The following is a 12,943-nucleotide window of genomic DNA, read 5'->3' as shown; positions in this document are numbered from 1 at the left end:
ACCATGAGCAACGACAACGACACCAAACGCCCCTCCCACATCGCCTATCAGGTGCGTGAGGGTGAGGAGAACAAATCCTACTTCAACCGCATCGGTTCGGTGTGGCCCCACAAGGATGGCGAGGGCTACAACATCCAGCTTGATGCGGTCCCGGTAGACGGGCGCATCACCATCCGCTCGGTGCAGGACCGCATTCAGGAAGCGAAGGATACGCCGCGCGGCGGTGACCGCCGTGACGAGCGCCGCAGCGAGACGAATCGTTCCGGCAGGGAGGATCGTCAGCCCCGCGATAACGCTCCCCGTTACGAGCGATGACCAAAGAGTTCGGTCGTGCTGCCGCCGGATTAGTCACGAAGGCGGAACGCGACCAACGCATCGCAGCTCGGCCCAAGCCGCGGGCCGAGCTGCACCTTACCCCGAACGGGTGGGAAGCAAACGAAGTACGGCGGCAGATCGATCAAGAATCGGAACGCCGCATCCGCCATATCGATGAGCGCCTCAAGACCGCGCGCGACAATTTCAAGAACAATCACAACCGCGCGCTGAGCCGGGGCCGCGCCAAACAGGATTTTGACCGGGGCCGGTAACGCCGCCCCGGCTCCTTCAATCAGATCACGCGGGGCCCCATGAGCAAATTCACAAAGCTGGATGCCATCCGAAAACATCTCCGCCTGATACCACCACCGGAGCCGCACGCACCGGCCCGCAAACCCGCGCCCGCTCCCGCAACCAGCAAGCGCGTGCAGAAGAACCTCTCCATTCTTGAAAGCGATGCAGAGCGCCTCAAGGCGCTCGCCAAGCGTGACGGTATCAGTCAGGCACAATTGATCTCAGCCGCGTTGGATGCGTATGCGTCTGACGGAGTGGATTGATCTGTCCGCCGCTATTGGAAGGACGGGAGCAGATGTGTACGCTAGTCAGTATTGATGGGTAATGGATTTGCTGAGGGCTTGATTGGCTATTGACTGGGGCGATGCGGAGCGCGGCATCCAAACCGCTGTTGCAGCGGACGCGCAAGAATTCATTGACGCACTAAGGCGGTCCAATCCGCACTGGTGGGAGGATGAATCCTGCCCGTGGGTTTTTCGCGGTCATGCCCAAGCGGACTGGCCTCTACTGCCATCTGCTTGGCGGCCCGGAAACCCGATCATCGAGAATGCTACCTTGGAAGCTACCCGGCGTTTCGAAGCCGTAGCGCCGAACCAAGAACTGAAGTGGATGTGGGGCAATTTTGTTTCGGGGGCAGCGGAGTTCGGCCCGAACGATCAGGAACTAAGTAAGCGCCTTTCGATAGCAACAACTACCGAGTACCTGCCGCTTTGGGAGTTTACCGCGCGGTGCGATGCTCTTGGTATGCCCGTTCCCCTGATGGGCGGGCCAGGTCCGGACCCCGATCAAGATCCTGATTGGCTGGCTGACGCTCAGATCCCATTGGTGGGCGATGAACTGCTGCGCTTTTCGGATCTGCCCAATGCCTTGGCGCTCGCTCAGCACCACGGACTTCCTACCCGTTTGCTAGACTGGACGTCTGATCCTATTGCGTCTGCATTTTTCGCAGTCGAGGCGCTGAACGAGCCTGAAGCAGAGCACGATCTGGTCGTGTGGGCGCTACACAAGCGCCGTGCAAGGGACACAACGACAGAGGGCATAACGTTTCCGAATGGTCTGGACGGCGCAGGGCCGGTGACGCCTCGGATCGCGGTGTTCAGACCATTAAGCCGGGATAATCCCTATCTTGCAGCTCAGTCGGGGCTATTCACAACAATCGCGGCTTCGGGTGTCTATTATCTGAAGCACAATGGCGAGCGTCCCAGCCTTGAGACGTTTGTCCACAACGCGAACCCGGCTCAGCCAGTGCTACGCCGCCTTCTGCTCAGCCACGAGCATGCGCCGGACCTAATCAACATTCTCCAACGAGAGCGTGTTTCCCGCTCCGCTCTGATGCCCACGATGGACAACGTCGCCGCTGACGTGCTCCGGAAATGGCGGCAGTTTAAGCTTGTCGATCCCTGAGCGGGTATTTCTGTGCGGCGGCAATTGATGCGTGTGACTAGTACAATAATTCATCATCGTCATCATAGCCTTGTATGCCGCGCCGCACGCACCAGAATTCATGCTTGATGAACCATGCGTGCGCGGTGCGGCGGCTGATGCCGAACTGCTTGGCGAAGTTCTCGAACTGGGTATGGCAGAGCATGCGAGGCTCCATGCCGAAGCGCTCAGCCACGTCCTTTCGGATCACGGCCATCACGGCGGGCGGCAGGATACCTGTGTCCGTCAGATCCAGTATTTCTTCGTAGTAGCGGTAAGCCGTCACGACCCACGGCATGCTGATATCGGCAATGCGGAAGACCTTCTTTTCTTCCGGGGTGATCTCACACCAGTCAGTCCCCTCGTAGTTGACCGTGCGCTTTACGTCCCTGCGATATGCCTCGTGCAATGCCTGCCATGCTGCTTCCGTGCTGATTTTGGTTTCGCTCATCGGCCTCACCTGCTGCATCGGTTTGTCAGTCCCTCATATTTGCGGCAGCAAGCCGGATAGGCTGGGGGGATCTCGGCGGCGCGGGTAGCGCGAATGTTCCCCCAGCCCTGCCGCCAATTCGTGGTCCCATAACCACCCTCTGCAAAGGAAGGTGGTTGGAACGTGCAGGCTCTGATTTCGATGGCGGGGTCCGCCGCCGCGCTCGTGCTCTGCGCGGTATCGGCGGCGATGAATTACCTCAGATCTCGGGGGAAACATCACCAGCACTAGCGCAATTCCGAGATGGGATTGCCTAACAGGCTTTGCTCCCTAAGAGTTCGGTTTGCCACCTGGCCGGACACCAATCGCATCATCGCGATGTGGTGCCGTCAATCTGTCGTGTGACCGGTTACCTTGCCGACGTCTATTCGAATGTGCGGTCCGCATTTCGGGTCCAAAGATTTGTAACTGCGGTATCCGGCCCAGCGTTCCAACTGAACATGCTCGAGGTCGTCGCCTCCTTATACCTATCCTAGCCCATTCGGCATGCGGCTCCTGCTTCGCAGAGGCCGTGCTCTTCATCACAAGCAACAGAGCTTTACGTCCGAAGCGTGGGGGATGCGGCAGCGCGCCGCTTTGTCTTTTAAGATGCATATCTTGTACATCTTTTGCTGGCAGGTCGCCCTAAGCTCAATGGAGAACATAAGAAAATGTCTGCTCAGCTCGCACCTGAGACTATTCAATTGGTCAAAGCCACCGTCCCGGCCTTACGTCAGCATGGGTTGGCAATCACGCAGAAGATGTACGAACATCTCTTCAAGAATGAAGAGATCCGGGATCTCTTCAATCAGTCTCATCAGGGTGCAAACGGTTCCCAACCCAAGGCTCTCGCGCAGGCGATCCTTGCGTACGCGGAGAACATTGAAAATTTGGGCGCACTAGCGCTTGCAGTGGAGCGGATTGCTCAAAAGCATGCAGGGCTCAACATTCTTCCGGAACACTACCCGTTTGTCGCAAATGCTTTGCTCCAAGCGATCAGCGATATTTTGGGCGATGCGGCATCGGACGATATCTTGAAAGCTTGGGGAGAAGCTTACTGGTTTCTGGCAAATATTCTGATTGGCCGTGAGGCGGAGATTTATCGGGAAACGGCCACGGTGCCAGGTGGTTGGGCCGGATGGCGGCCGTTTGTGATCGAAAAGGTTGAGCCCGAAAGCTCCGTCATCTGCTCCTTCTATTTGCGGCCGCAGGATGGGGGAGCAGTTATCTCCCATAAGCCCGGTCAATATCTGACAGTGCTGTTACAGGGGGATGGGTTGCCACCTCTGAAGCGTAACTACACGATCTCCTGTGCCCCTAATGGCAGATATTACCGCATCACCGTAAAGCGAGAGGGGCGGGCTTCCACTTGGCTTCATGAACATGCGGCGGCTGGTACGGTGTTGGAGGTCTCACCTCCTGCGGGCGATTTCCATCTCGATGTTGGTCAAAGTGAACCCATCGTGCTGGTTAGCGGCGGGGTTGGACTGACGCCTATGGTCAGCATGCTTGAGACTGTTGCTGAAAAGCGGCCGGATCTCCCAACCTGGTACGTGCATGGCGCATTGAATGGGGCTGTTCATGCGATGGGGAGCCACGTGCGGGGCCTTGCGCAAAGGTCACCGAACATTGATGTGAAGGTGTTTTATGCGGACGCCACGAGCGCTGTTGGAGAGGCTGGCGGTTGTGACGAGGAGGGGTTGATTTCGGCTGATTGGCTGCATCGAAATACGCCATCCGATCGTGCGACGTATTTCCTCTGTGGGCCAAAGCCGTTTCTACGGGATATCGCGGTTGGGCTCAGAGACGCTGGCGTTTCGCCGGATCGGATTCGCTATGAGTTTTTCGGTCCAGCCGATGATCTTTTAGCTGCCTAAGGTCGGCACGGAGTGAGACGGCGCCAAGCAAAAGTTAAGGCGCCGTCTTTTTTCACTGCAGAATGCTGTGGTGCCCCAAAAAACGATCAGCTTTTAGCTGTACTTTTTCATTGGATGGCCATGCTTGGTGTCAGCTCGATTTTTTGGAAGTCAGGCAATCCCCAGGACTTGTCGAAAAACGGCTCGGTTGGACCATAGAACCGGAAGTAGGCGAACCAGCCCTTGTCCGGATTGGTCTGTACCCAGTTCGTTTCCTTGCCTTTCGGCGCGCTGGGGCCGAAGTAGACATCCACAGAGCCATCGCTGTTTTTCGCAATGTCTGACTTGCGCGAGGAGATGTCAGGGCGCCCTTGCTCGGTGACGGGCATCTGTCGCGTATTCTCGTCGTACGCGGTGACGGACCAGAATTGCTTGGCCGGAGGATTAGGAGGAACGTGCAGCTTGTAGGTGTTGCTGCCGTTGAGCCAATTGCCGTCAGAGTCTTTGTAGGACGCGATGTACCTTTGCCCAACACCAGGGGTCTGCGTCAGCATGGCTTTGGAGATAACCACCGCCTCATAGAACCATGCGGCGCGTTCGTCGAGCTGGTCGTAAGTCAGGGCTCTCTGGTCGGTGGAAACGACCAACGCGTGCTTCCAGTGAGTACCCTCCCAGAACGGCGGCTCTACCCGTTTGTCGGTCGTGTTAGCCTTCGCCATCGCCTCGCCCACGACAACGCCGTCCTCAAGCAGCTTCGTCTGCCGTTCGTCGGGCTTGTAAGGTTTTCCTCTCTCAATGCCGAGGAATTTTAGCTGCGCCAGGATGAACCGGTCGCGCTCGTCGACGGGGTTACGCTGGATGACCTCGTTGAGACTGTCCCAATAAGCCATGCCACGTGGCGGCATCTGGCTCCACTTCTTGTCGCCTGCGTCACGCGCGGGCATCGCCTCTCCGGTGCCTGCAACCGTCCATCGATATGTCTTGATTTGCGGAACCAGCTCCGCAATCGCCTTTTCCTTGTCGGCGCCCAGCAGTCTGAACCCGGCCAGGACATCACGACTCGTCGCTTCCACAACGTAATAGCCTTCGGCTTCTACGGGCCCGTATCCCGGCGGCATGATCAGGTATTTTCCGCCTTGCCCCTTGTCAGGTCCGACAACACCTAAATCAGCTAGAACGCGTTGCCAGTTGTCGAGGATCATGCCTGCGATCAGTCCCGCGGGGACTTCGACGACAAAGGGGCCAGTTTCCTTCAAATCGATGAACGTCGCGATGTAGGGTGTTGTGTAGTTTGGAGTCAAAATGCCCAGCTTTTCGGTGAAGTCGAAATAGTTCAGCATCTCGCCGCTTTTTCCACTGAAGACGTTGTAATGAGCCCGGCGCCACTCGTTGAGCCCGACCGCGGGGATGCCCCAGATGTACGCCTGAGCTGCGCGCTGGAAGTCCATTTCGTCATAGAGCTTCTTCACCGTTTCTTTTGACGGATAGCCGCTTTCGAACGTGAGCTTGCCAATGCGGGTGTTGATGGTCTCTTGCGCAAGGGCAGGCGATGACACGGGGTAAAATGCGAGACTAGATAGAAGTATTAGTGAGGGCGTTGAGAACCGGCTTTTCCTTCTCAATTTCAGTGAGTGCTTTGGTTTGCTGAGGCGCAAAGTCATGCTCGCTACTCCATGATGAAATTTGTCGGGGGGAATGTCTCGTTACCTCGCGTTGCACCGGGCTCATGCCCACAGCAAAAGCCGAACGTTGTCGGACACGTTTCGTAGATTTTTGCGCAGATTGACTTTGAAGGGTGGGCTCCGAATTGGGAGCCAACTTCGGCTCGGTGGTGCAGCCGCAAGCGTTGATACCCAAGGGCATCGATAGAGAAATGTCTGAAACTTCGCGATTTTCAGAATGCGGGCTATGCCGTCTGAAAGACGAAGCGAAGGCAACATGTTGCCCTCGGGAAATAACCACCCCGGCCATCGTGGACTTGCTCCTTCAGAGAAGTCCCTCAGCCACCCGTCGTGACAAAGCGATGCTATTGGCTTCTCATCTCAATCACAACCTTAAAATTATTCAATACGTCATTGATTGAATTGCTTTTATTTCTTTTTTTTAATCAGGTTTCGGCCAGTGGTATGTATTAACGGAAACCGGTCCAGCAAGAATACAGCTTTTTCTATTGCGGTCGGAGAATTGACGGGTGGTTATGCTCTCCGCCTCGTACCTCTTGCGTATGTTCACTTTTTGTTCTAGCATTCCAAAATGCAGTTTGACCTCGCATTTATGGAGCCAAATCCCTTGGTGGAAGTCCATTTCCGCCTGCTGAAAGCGCATGTGAGAACGTATGGTCCGCTGGGTCGATGGATCACCTTCGATCCCATAACGCAGATGGTTCATGCGGTTCTCGATGGGCGAACGCGTGAGGACATCTCCAAGCGGGCCTTCCGCAAACTTTGTTGGCGTTTCACCAGTTGGGACGACCTGCGTCACGTCTCACCTGACGCGATTGCGTATCTTATTCAGCCTGTCACCTTTGCGGACAACAAGGCTGCGCAGATCTCCGCAGCACTTCATAGAATTCATTATCTTCGTGGGGCCTTGAGCCTCGACTTTCTCGCCGGCTATTCCGTGGAAGCGGCGCGTGCGTGGCTTGAAGCTTTGCCTGGTGTTGGCCCTAAGGTGAGCGCAGCAGTCGTCAACTTCAGCACGCTAGGGATGCCGGCTCTGGTCGTTGATAGTCACTATCAGCGCATTGCTAAACGTCTTGGGGTTGTGGCGTCAAAAGCTAGCGACAGGGCGGTAGACAGGTCGCTCGCTCGTCTGGTTCCGGGTTGGATGACAACGGACGATCTGCAACAGAACTATTTTCTTGTGAAGCGACATGGGCAGACGGTCTGCCATCATTCTCCGAACTGCCGCGTCTGCGTCCTAAAAGATCTTTGCCTTTTTGGCAGGAGGCGGTGCGATGGGTTCTGAGCTTTCACCCAAAGACGTTCTTCTGCGTGACAGGTTTCAGCACGCCGCAGAGACGTCTTCGAAGATCACGGCTTTGCGCGGTTTGATCGCGGCTACCGAGCGGCACGCGACCCGAAAATACGTTCACCCTGAAAGGGAGGCCCGCCTTCCTTCATCAATCTGGTGTACCGGGGTGCCGGATATCGACGGAGCTTTGCCGGAAGGTGGTTTAAGCCGGGAGGGCGTGCATGAATTTTCGGGTGAGAAGTATGCCGACATGCCTGTGGCATCAGCCTATCTTCTTGCGGTTCTCAGGAGGTTTGCGGATTTAGAGCCGGCGTCTCCATCTCGATATGTCCTCTGGTGTCAGACTGTGAGGACTGAGCGTGAATTCGGTGCGCCTTACGGAGCAGGATTGAGGGAATTTGGGTTTGATCCGCAGCGTTTCCTCTTCGTCAGTTCGGCTAAAAATAACGATGTGCTTTGGGCGCTTGAAGAAGGTGCGCGTGCTGGCAGTCTTCTCGCTGTTATTGGCGAAGTCGACACGATTTCGTTCACACAAACTCGTCGCCTGTCGCTAGCAGCAGCGGCGGCTGGCACGCCGGTCCTCTTGCTCAGATCCGATCAGGATCGCGCAGCTAGCGCGGCTGAGACTCGTTGGCGTGTGCAGGCGGCTTCGGGTGTCAGTGACCGTCTTGTGTCGACGGTTCCGGGGCATGCACGCTGGCAGATCGCCCTCAACCGTTGTCACGGAGGACGGCCGGGCAATTGGACTGTGGAGTGGGAGAATGAAGCGCATTGTTTCCGTTTGGTTGAAGACCTTTGCGCTCGATCATCTGAAATGGCAGAGGCGCAGTTCCCGAGGCCCTGCATGCGACTTGCATCCGGTTGAGGCCGATCCTTTTGCGCTTGTCTGCAAGGACGCAAGTGGTGTCCGGATCAGCGCGCCGAATGCGATTGCCCGTAAGGGCGGTGTGTCAGAAGGCATGCGCCTTACGGATGCGCGCGCGCTCCTGCCTACACTCGTAACAGAAATCAGAGATTTTGAAGCTGAGGCGCGCGCCTTGCAGGGTTTGGCTAACTGGTGCCGACGTTATGCGCCGGTTGTCAGTGTTGATGGCGTTGATGGCCTTTGGATCGATATCACGGGTGCGGCGCATCTTTGCGGGGGTGAGGATGCCCTGCTCTCCGATCTTGGCAAGAGACTGCGCACCATTGGTTTTGCGAGCAGGCTCGGGTTGGCTGATACTCCAGGAGCGGCGTGGGCGATTGCCAGATTTCACGGGGTTCGCGAGGCTCAGAGCGTGCCGTCGGGGGATGTGAAGACAGCCCTTTCTCTGTTGCCTTTGGCGGCGCTCCGTCTCGATCCGGATGTCCTGCTTCTCCTCAGGCGATTTGGCTTCAAAACGATTGGCGCCCTGTGTGAAATTCCACGTGCCAGTCTCTATCGCCGGTTTCCAGCGGGTGAGGCTGGAGAAGCGGTTTTACATCGCCTCGATCAGGTTCTTGGGCTGGCTTCGGAACCTATCGTCCCTCTTCAAGCCGCGCCGGATTATTTCGAGCGTATTTCCTTTCCAGATCCGATCCTCGCAACAGAGAGTTTTTATCGTGGCCTCCACGAACTTCTGTGCCGGCTGTGCCGCCGTATGGAAATGGATCACAAGGGGGCAACGCGTCTGACGTTTGCCGCCTACCATGCGGATGGCGGCGTTTCGCAAGTCAGCATTGCGACGGCACGGCCTTCGCGAGATGCCAAACATTTGGAGCTTCTTTTCCGAGACCGGATCGAGACGCTTAATCCCGGTTTCGGAGTCGATGTTCTCATTTTATCGGCAGATGCCGTCGCTCGGCTTGGCACAGACCAGTTGTCGCTTTCGCGCGGTGCAGCCATGGAGCGCGCACGGGTGGATGTGTCGTCATTGGTCGACCGCCTGTCGAACCGTTTGGGAGCTGGAAGCGTGCAGCGGATACTCCTTCACGAGAGTCATATTCCGGAGCGGGCGGAGATACGCGTGCCGGCTCTCCGCGGGGGGGCTTCTGCGGTGACGCGGTGCCCCTCAAAACCGCCTCGGCCCTTCCGTCTTCTGGCGCGGCCTGAGGTGGTTCAGGTCCTTGCGGAAGTTCCAGAGGGGCCGCCTCTGCGGTTTACGTGGCGGCGTGTTGCACACCGCGTCGTTCGCGCCGAAGGACCGGAGCGGATTGGCCCGGAATGGTGGGATCAATCATTCGGGCCAGTTCATCGCACACGTGACTACTACCGTGTCGAGGACGATAGGGGACGGCGGTTCTGGTTGTTCCGCGAGGGGCTTTATCGCGATCAGGGAAGTTCAAAGGAAGAGCCTCTGCCGACCTGGCATATGCATGGGCTATTCGCATGAGTGGCGTACTATCCTTCTCTCCGCGTTATGCTGAGCTGCAGGTGTCGAGCAATTTCTCGTTTCTGCGCGGAGCGTCGCATCCGCAAGAGTTGGTGGCAACGGCGCGAGAGCTGGGACTTTCGGCTGTTGCGTTGACTGACCGTAATACTCTTGCCGGAGTGGTGCGCGCGCATACTGCGGCTAAGGACGCTGACATTCCTTTTATCGTGGGGTGCCGGCTCGATCTCGTCGATGGTGTAAGCCTTCTTTGCTATCCGATGGATCGTGCTGCTTATGGACGCTTGTCGCGGCTTTTAACGCGCGGCAAGCGTTTCGCCGACAAGGGTGACTGCCACCTCACTCTTGAAGATGTTTACGTTCATGCCAAAGGGCAGATTTTTGTTTTCCTGCCACCGGAGCGTTGGGAGCACGATGTGCTCGTCCGAGACGTGGCGACGATTTCAGACCGGCTCGGAGCTCCATGTTTTTTAGCCGCGCATTACACGTATCGCGGTGATGATCGGCGTCGCATTGCGGAACTGAATGCGATTGCTGAGAAGACTGGGGCGCCGCTCGTGGCGACGGGGGATGTGCTCTATCACCGTCCGGAACGCCGCCCGCTTCAGGATCTCGTCGCTTGCATTCGGGAGCATTGCACCATTCAGGAGGCTGGATTTCGCCTGGCGGCGAATGCCGAGCGGCATCTTAAATCCCCCGCAGAAATGGTCCGGCTTTTTAATGGGTATGAGGCCGCGATTGCGCGCAGCCAGGAGATTGCTCAGAGTTGCCGTTTCTCTCTTGATGATCTGCGCTACAACTATCCTCGTGAGCCGGTGCCCCTCGGAAAGACGCCTCAGCAGTATCTCGAGGATTTGACTTGGGAGGGAGCGCATCAGCGGTATCCGGAGGGCATTCCGGATAAGGTGCGAGAGGCGTTGCGAAAAGAACTCGTGCTTATCGCCGAGTTGAACTTTCCGCTCTATTTTCTCACGGTGCACGATATCGTTCGCTGGGCACGCAGTCAGGATATCCTGTGTCAGGGGCGAGGCTCTGCAGCTAACTCGGCTGTTTGTTATTGCCTCCACATAACCTCCGTAAATCCCACTGAGATCAATCTGCTATTTGAGCGCTTTATTTCGCGGGAGCGTAAGGAGCCGCCGGATATCGACGTGGATTTCGAGCACGAGAGGCGGGAAGAGGTGATGCAGTACATCTATGCCCGCTATGGGCGCGAGCATGCCGGCATCGCTGCAACGGTTATCAGCTACCGTTCCAGGAGCGCTATCCGCGAGGTTGGAAAGGTGATGGGGCTTTCCGAGGATGTGACGTCTGCGCTCTCCGGTACGGTGTGGGGGACTTCCAATAAAGGAATTGCTGAAAAGCGGGTGCGCGAAGCAGGGCTAGATCCGACCGATCCGCAGCTTTATCGAACGCTGGAGCTTGCCACGGAATTGATTGGCTTTCCGCGGCATCTGTCTCAGCATGTGGGCGGGTTCGTGCTGACTGAAGACCCGCTTTGCGAGGTTGTTCCCATCGGGAATGCTGCCATGGAGGATCGCACCTTCGTTGAGTGGGACAAAGACGATCTCGATGCGCTCGGGATACTCAAGGTCGATGTGCTTGCGCTTGGCATGCTGACCTGCATTCGCAAATGTCTCGACCTTTTGAAACGTCACTACGGTCAAGAGCGGGATCTCGCGAGCTTTTTTCCAGCTGATGACATTCCCACCTTTGAGATGATCCAGGAAGCCGACACGCTCGGTGTTTTTCAGATCGAGAGCCGGGCGCAAATGAGCATGCTACCGCGTCTCAAGCCGGCAAACTTTTATGATCTTGTTATCGAGATCGCAATCGTACGGCCCGGCCCAATCCAAGGTGGAATGGTGCATCCCTATCTGCGCCGCCGGAAGGGGCTGGATAAGGTTCAGATTCCGTCACCTGATCCGAAATATGGGGATCGCGACGAGCTTAAGGACATTCTCGGTAAAACGCTTGGCGTGCCTCTGTTTCAGGAGCAGGCCATGAGCCTTGCGATGAAGGCGGCGCAGTTCACGTCTTCGGAACTCAATGGATTGCGTCGAGCGATGGCAACGTTTCGGCGTTCCGGCACCATCCATGTTTTCGAAGACAAGATGGTGTCGCGCATGGTGGCGCGGGGGTATGACGAGACGTTCGCGCGCCAGTGCTTCAGTCAGATCAAAGGGTTTGCTGAATACGGTTTTCCCGAAAGCCATTCGGCGAGTTTCGCGCTTCTGGCTTATGTATCGTCTTGGCTGAAATGTCATCGTCCTGAGGTGTTTGCCTGCGGGCTGCTCAACTCGCAACCGATGGGATTTTATGCCCCGGCGCAAATCGTGCGCGATGCGCGTGACCACGGTGTCGAGGTGCGCCCGGTCGATGTCAACATGAGCGAGTGGGACAATACGCTTGAGCCTGCCGAGGAAGATCGATGCGCTTTGCGGCTCGGAATGCGTCAAGTGGACGGCCTGCGCGAGGAGCATGCAAATAAGATCGTTGAAGCCCGCGAGCTTCCTTATGAAGACATGGAACAAATTAGATTGCTATCCGGCGTTCCTGTGGGTGGCCTTCAGAAACTAGCGGAAGCGGATGCATTCCGATCTCTCGGACTCGATCGCAGGGCGGCGTTGTGGAACGTGCGGGGACTCGCTCAGGCAAAGCCGTTGCCGTTGTTTGCCCATGCTCACACCAGCGCCGCTGGGCCAGATCCCGATATCAGACTGCCGGAGATGCCGCTATCGGAGCATGTTATCGCCGACTATCAAACGCTCCGTCTTTCGCTCAAAGCGCATCCGATGGCTCTTTTGCGTGCGCACTTCACGGAAGCTCGATGCGTGACGACGGAACGATATCGGGACTTAAAGGATGGAACGCGTGTTTCGGTGGCTGGTGTCGTGCTTGTCCGGCAACGTCCTGGAACGGCTAAGGGCGTGATGTTTATGACGCTTGAAGACGAGACGGGCATCGCGAACGCGGTCGTCTGGCCGAAGACGTTTGAAGCTTATCGCAAGGTCGCAATGGGGAGCCGGCTCGTTGTAATACGTGGGCGCATCCAGTCGCACGATGGCGTTGTTCACCTAGTTGCGCAACGGCTTGAGGATCATTCGGCCAAGCTGGGTCTCCTCTCCGATTCCGATGTCAAATTACCGCTTAGTTCGGCGGACGAGGTGATGCATCCAAATTATGAACGCTCACCTCGCCGTCATCCCCGGACAGTCCGCATCATTCCTAATTCGCGGGACTTTCATTGAGGTGCAGAACGTCTT

At 56.9% G+C, this 12,943-nt stretch carries 11 protein-coding genes; 9 read left to right on the top strand and 2 right to left on the bottom strand.

Annotation, left to right across the window (positions count from 1 at the left end; genetic code table 11):
* Positions 1 to 3 precede the first annotated feature (3 nt).
* From BLS30_RS16270 to BLS30_RS16255, 4 genes are all read left to right on the top strand, one after another.
* Complete coding sequence (locus BLS30_RS16270; protein WP_090230406.1) at positions 4 to 315, top strand: hypothetical protein; 312 nt, start codon at positions 4 to 6, stop codon at positions 313 to 315.
* Positions 312 to 587 carry a hypothetical protein gene (locus BLS30_RS16265; RefSeq protein ID WP_090230403.1) on the top strand — a complete coding sequence of 92 codons (276 nt, stop codon included), beginning with the start codon at positions 312 to 314 and terminating at the stop codon, positions 585 to 587. The genes BLS30_RS16270 and BLS30_RS16265 overlap by 4 nt, the downstream gene beginning before the upstream one ends.
* A gap of 39 nt (positions 588 to 626) precedes the next feature.
* Positions 627 to 872, top strand: coding sequence for a hypothetical protein (locus BLS30_RS16260; RefSeq protein ID WP_090230400.1), 246 nt, complete (start codon positions 627 to 629; stop codon positions 870 to 872).
* A gap of 82 nt (positions 873 to 954) precedes the next feature.
* Positions 955 to 2,013: an FRG domain-containing protein gene (locus BLS30_RS16255; protein WP_170832503.1), complete on the top strand. Its 1,059-nt coding sequence runs from the start codon at positions 955 to 957 to the stop codon at positions 2,011 to 2,013.
* A 37-nt stretch (positions 2,014 to 2,050) separates the two neighbouring features.
* Here the strand turns inward: BLS30_RS16255 and BLS30_RS16250 are convergent, their stop codons facing one another.
* Entirely contained in the window at positions 2,051 to 2,482 is a 432-nt protein-coding gene (locus BLS30_RS16250) for a hypothetical protein (RefSeq protein WP_139165383.1), read from the bottom strand.
* A 689-nt stretch (positions 2,483 to 3,171) separates the two neighbouring features.
* On the opposite strand from BLS30_RS16250, the gene hmpA reads away from it, so the two are divergent.
* A complete protein-coding gene (hmpA, locus tag BLS30_RS16245; protein ID WP_090230396.1) occupies positions 3,172 to 4,377 on the top strand; it encodes an NO-inducible flavohemoprotein in 1,206 nt (401 codons plus the stop codon).
* Positions 4,378 to 4,484: 107 nt separating this feature from the next.
* Here the strand turns inward: hmpA and BLS30_RS16240 are convergent, their stop codons facing one another.
* Positions 4,485 to 5,978, bottom strand: a complete 1,494-nt coding sequence (locus tag BLS30_RS16240) for a DUF1214 domain-containing protein (RefSeq protein ID WP_090230591.1) — start codon at positions 5,976 to 5,978, stop codon at positions 4,485 to 4,487.
* A 631-nt stretch (positions 5,979 to 6,609) separates the two neighbouring features.
* Between BLS30_RS16240 and BLS30_RS16235 the strand changes: the two genes are divergently transcribed.
* Genes BLS30_RS16235 through BLS30_RS16225 form a run of 4 tightly spaced genes read left to right on the top strand, consistent with a single transcriptional unit; the run spans position 6,610 to position 12,928 of the window.
* On the top strand, positions 6,610 to 7,323 hold the full coding sequence (locus BLS30_RS16235) for an endonuclease III domain-containing protein (RefSeq protein WP_090230394.1): 714 nt from the start codon (positions 6,610 to 6,612) through the stop codon (positions 7,321 to 7,323).
* Positions 7,313 to 8,194, top strand: a complete 882-nt coding sequence (locus BLS30_RS18190) for an ImuA family protein (protein ID WP_170832502.1) — start codon at positions 7,313 to 7,315, stop codon at positions 8,192 to 8,194. Before BLS30_RS16235 ends, BLS30_RS18190 begins: the two co-directional genes overlap by 11 nt.
* Positions 8,091 to 9,680, top strand: a complete 1,590-nt coding sequence (locus tag BLS30_RS16230) for a Y-family DNA polymerase (RefSeq protein ID WP_170832501.1) — start codon at positions 8,091 to 8,093, stop codon at positions 9,678 to 9,680. The genes BLS30_RS18190 and BLS30_RS16230 overlap by 104 nt, the downstream gene beginning before the upstream one ends.
* Positions 9,677 to 12,928, top strand: a complete 3,252-nt coding sequence (locus BLS30_RS16225) for an error-prone DNA polymerase (RefSeq protein WP_090230388.1) — start codon at positions 9,677 to 9,679, stop codon at positions 12,926 to 12,928. The genes BLS30_RS16230 and BLS30_RS16225 overlap by 4 nt, the downstream gene beginning before the upstream one ends.
* Positions 12,929 to 12,943 lie beyond the last annotated feature (15 nt).

The sequence above is a fragment of the Filomicrobium insigne genome (genome assembly GCF_900104305.1).
Lineage (GTDB): Bacteria > Pseudomonadota > Alphaproteobacteria > Rhizobiales > Hyphomicrobiaceae > Filomicrobium > Filomicrobium insigne.
This window is presented reverse-complemented; position numbering and strand designations above follow the sequence as displayed.

Coding starts and splice junctions, on each gene's coding strand:
- BLS30_RS16250 (WP_139165383.1), bottom strand. CDS start 2,482: ATGAGCGAAACCAAAATCAGCACGGAAGCAGCATGGCAGGCATTGCAC.
- BLS30_RS16225 (WP_090230388.1), top strand. CDS start 9,677: ATGAGTGGCGTACTATCCTTCTCTCCGCGTTATGCTGAGCTGCAGGTG.
- BLS30_RS18190 (WP_170832502.1), top strand. CDS start 7,313: ATGGGTTCTGAGCTTTCACCCAAAGACGTTCTTCTGCGTGACAGGTTT.
- BLS30_RS16270 (WP_090230406.1), top strand. CDS start 4: ATGAGCAACGACAACGACACCAAACGCCCCTCCCACATCGCCTATCAG.
- BLS30_RS16230 (WP_170832501.1), top strand. CDS start 8,091: ATGAAGCGCATTGTTTCCGTTTGGTTGAAGACCTTTGCGCTCGATCAT.
- BLS30_RS16235 (WP_090230394.1), top strand. CDS start 6,610: ATGCAGTTTGACCTCGCATTTATGGAGCCAAATCCCTTGGTGGAAGTC.
- BLS30_RS16260 (WP_090230400.1), top strand. CDS start 627: ATGAGCAAATTCACAAAGCTGGATGCCATCCGAAAACATCTCCGCCTG.
- BLS30_RS16265 (WP_090230403.1), top strand. CDS start 312: ATGACCAAAGAGTTCGGTCGTGCTGCCGCCGGATTAGTCACGAAGGCG.
- hmpA (WP_090230396.1), top strand. CDS start 3,172: ATGTCTGCTCAGCTCGCACCTGAGACTATTCAATTGGTCAAAGCCACC.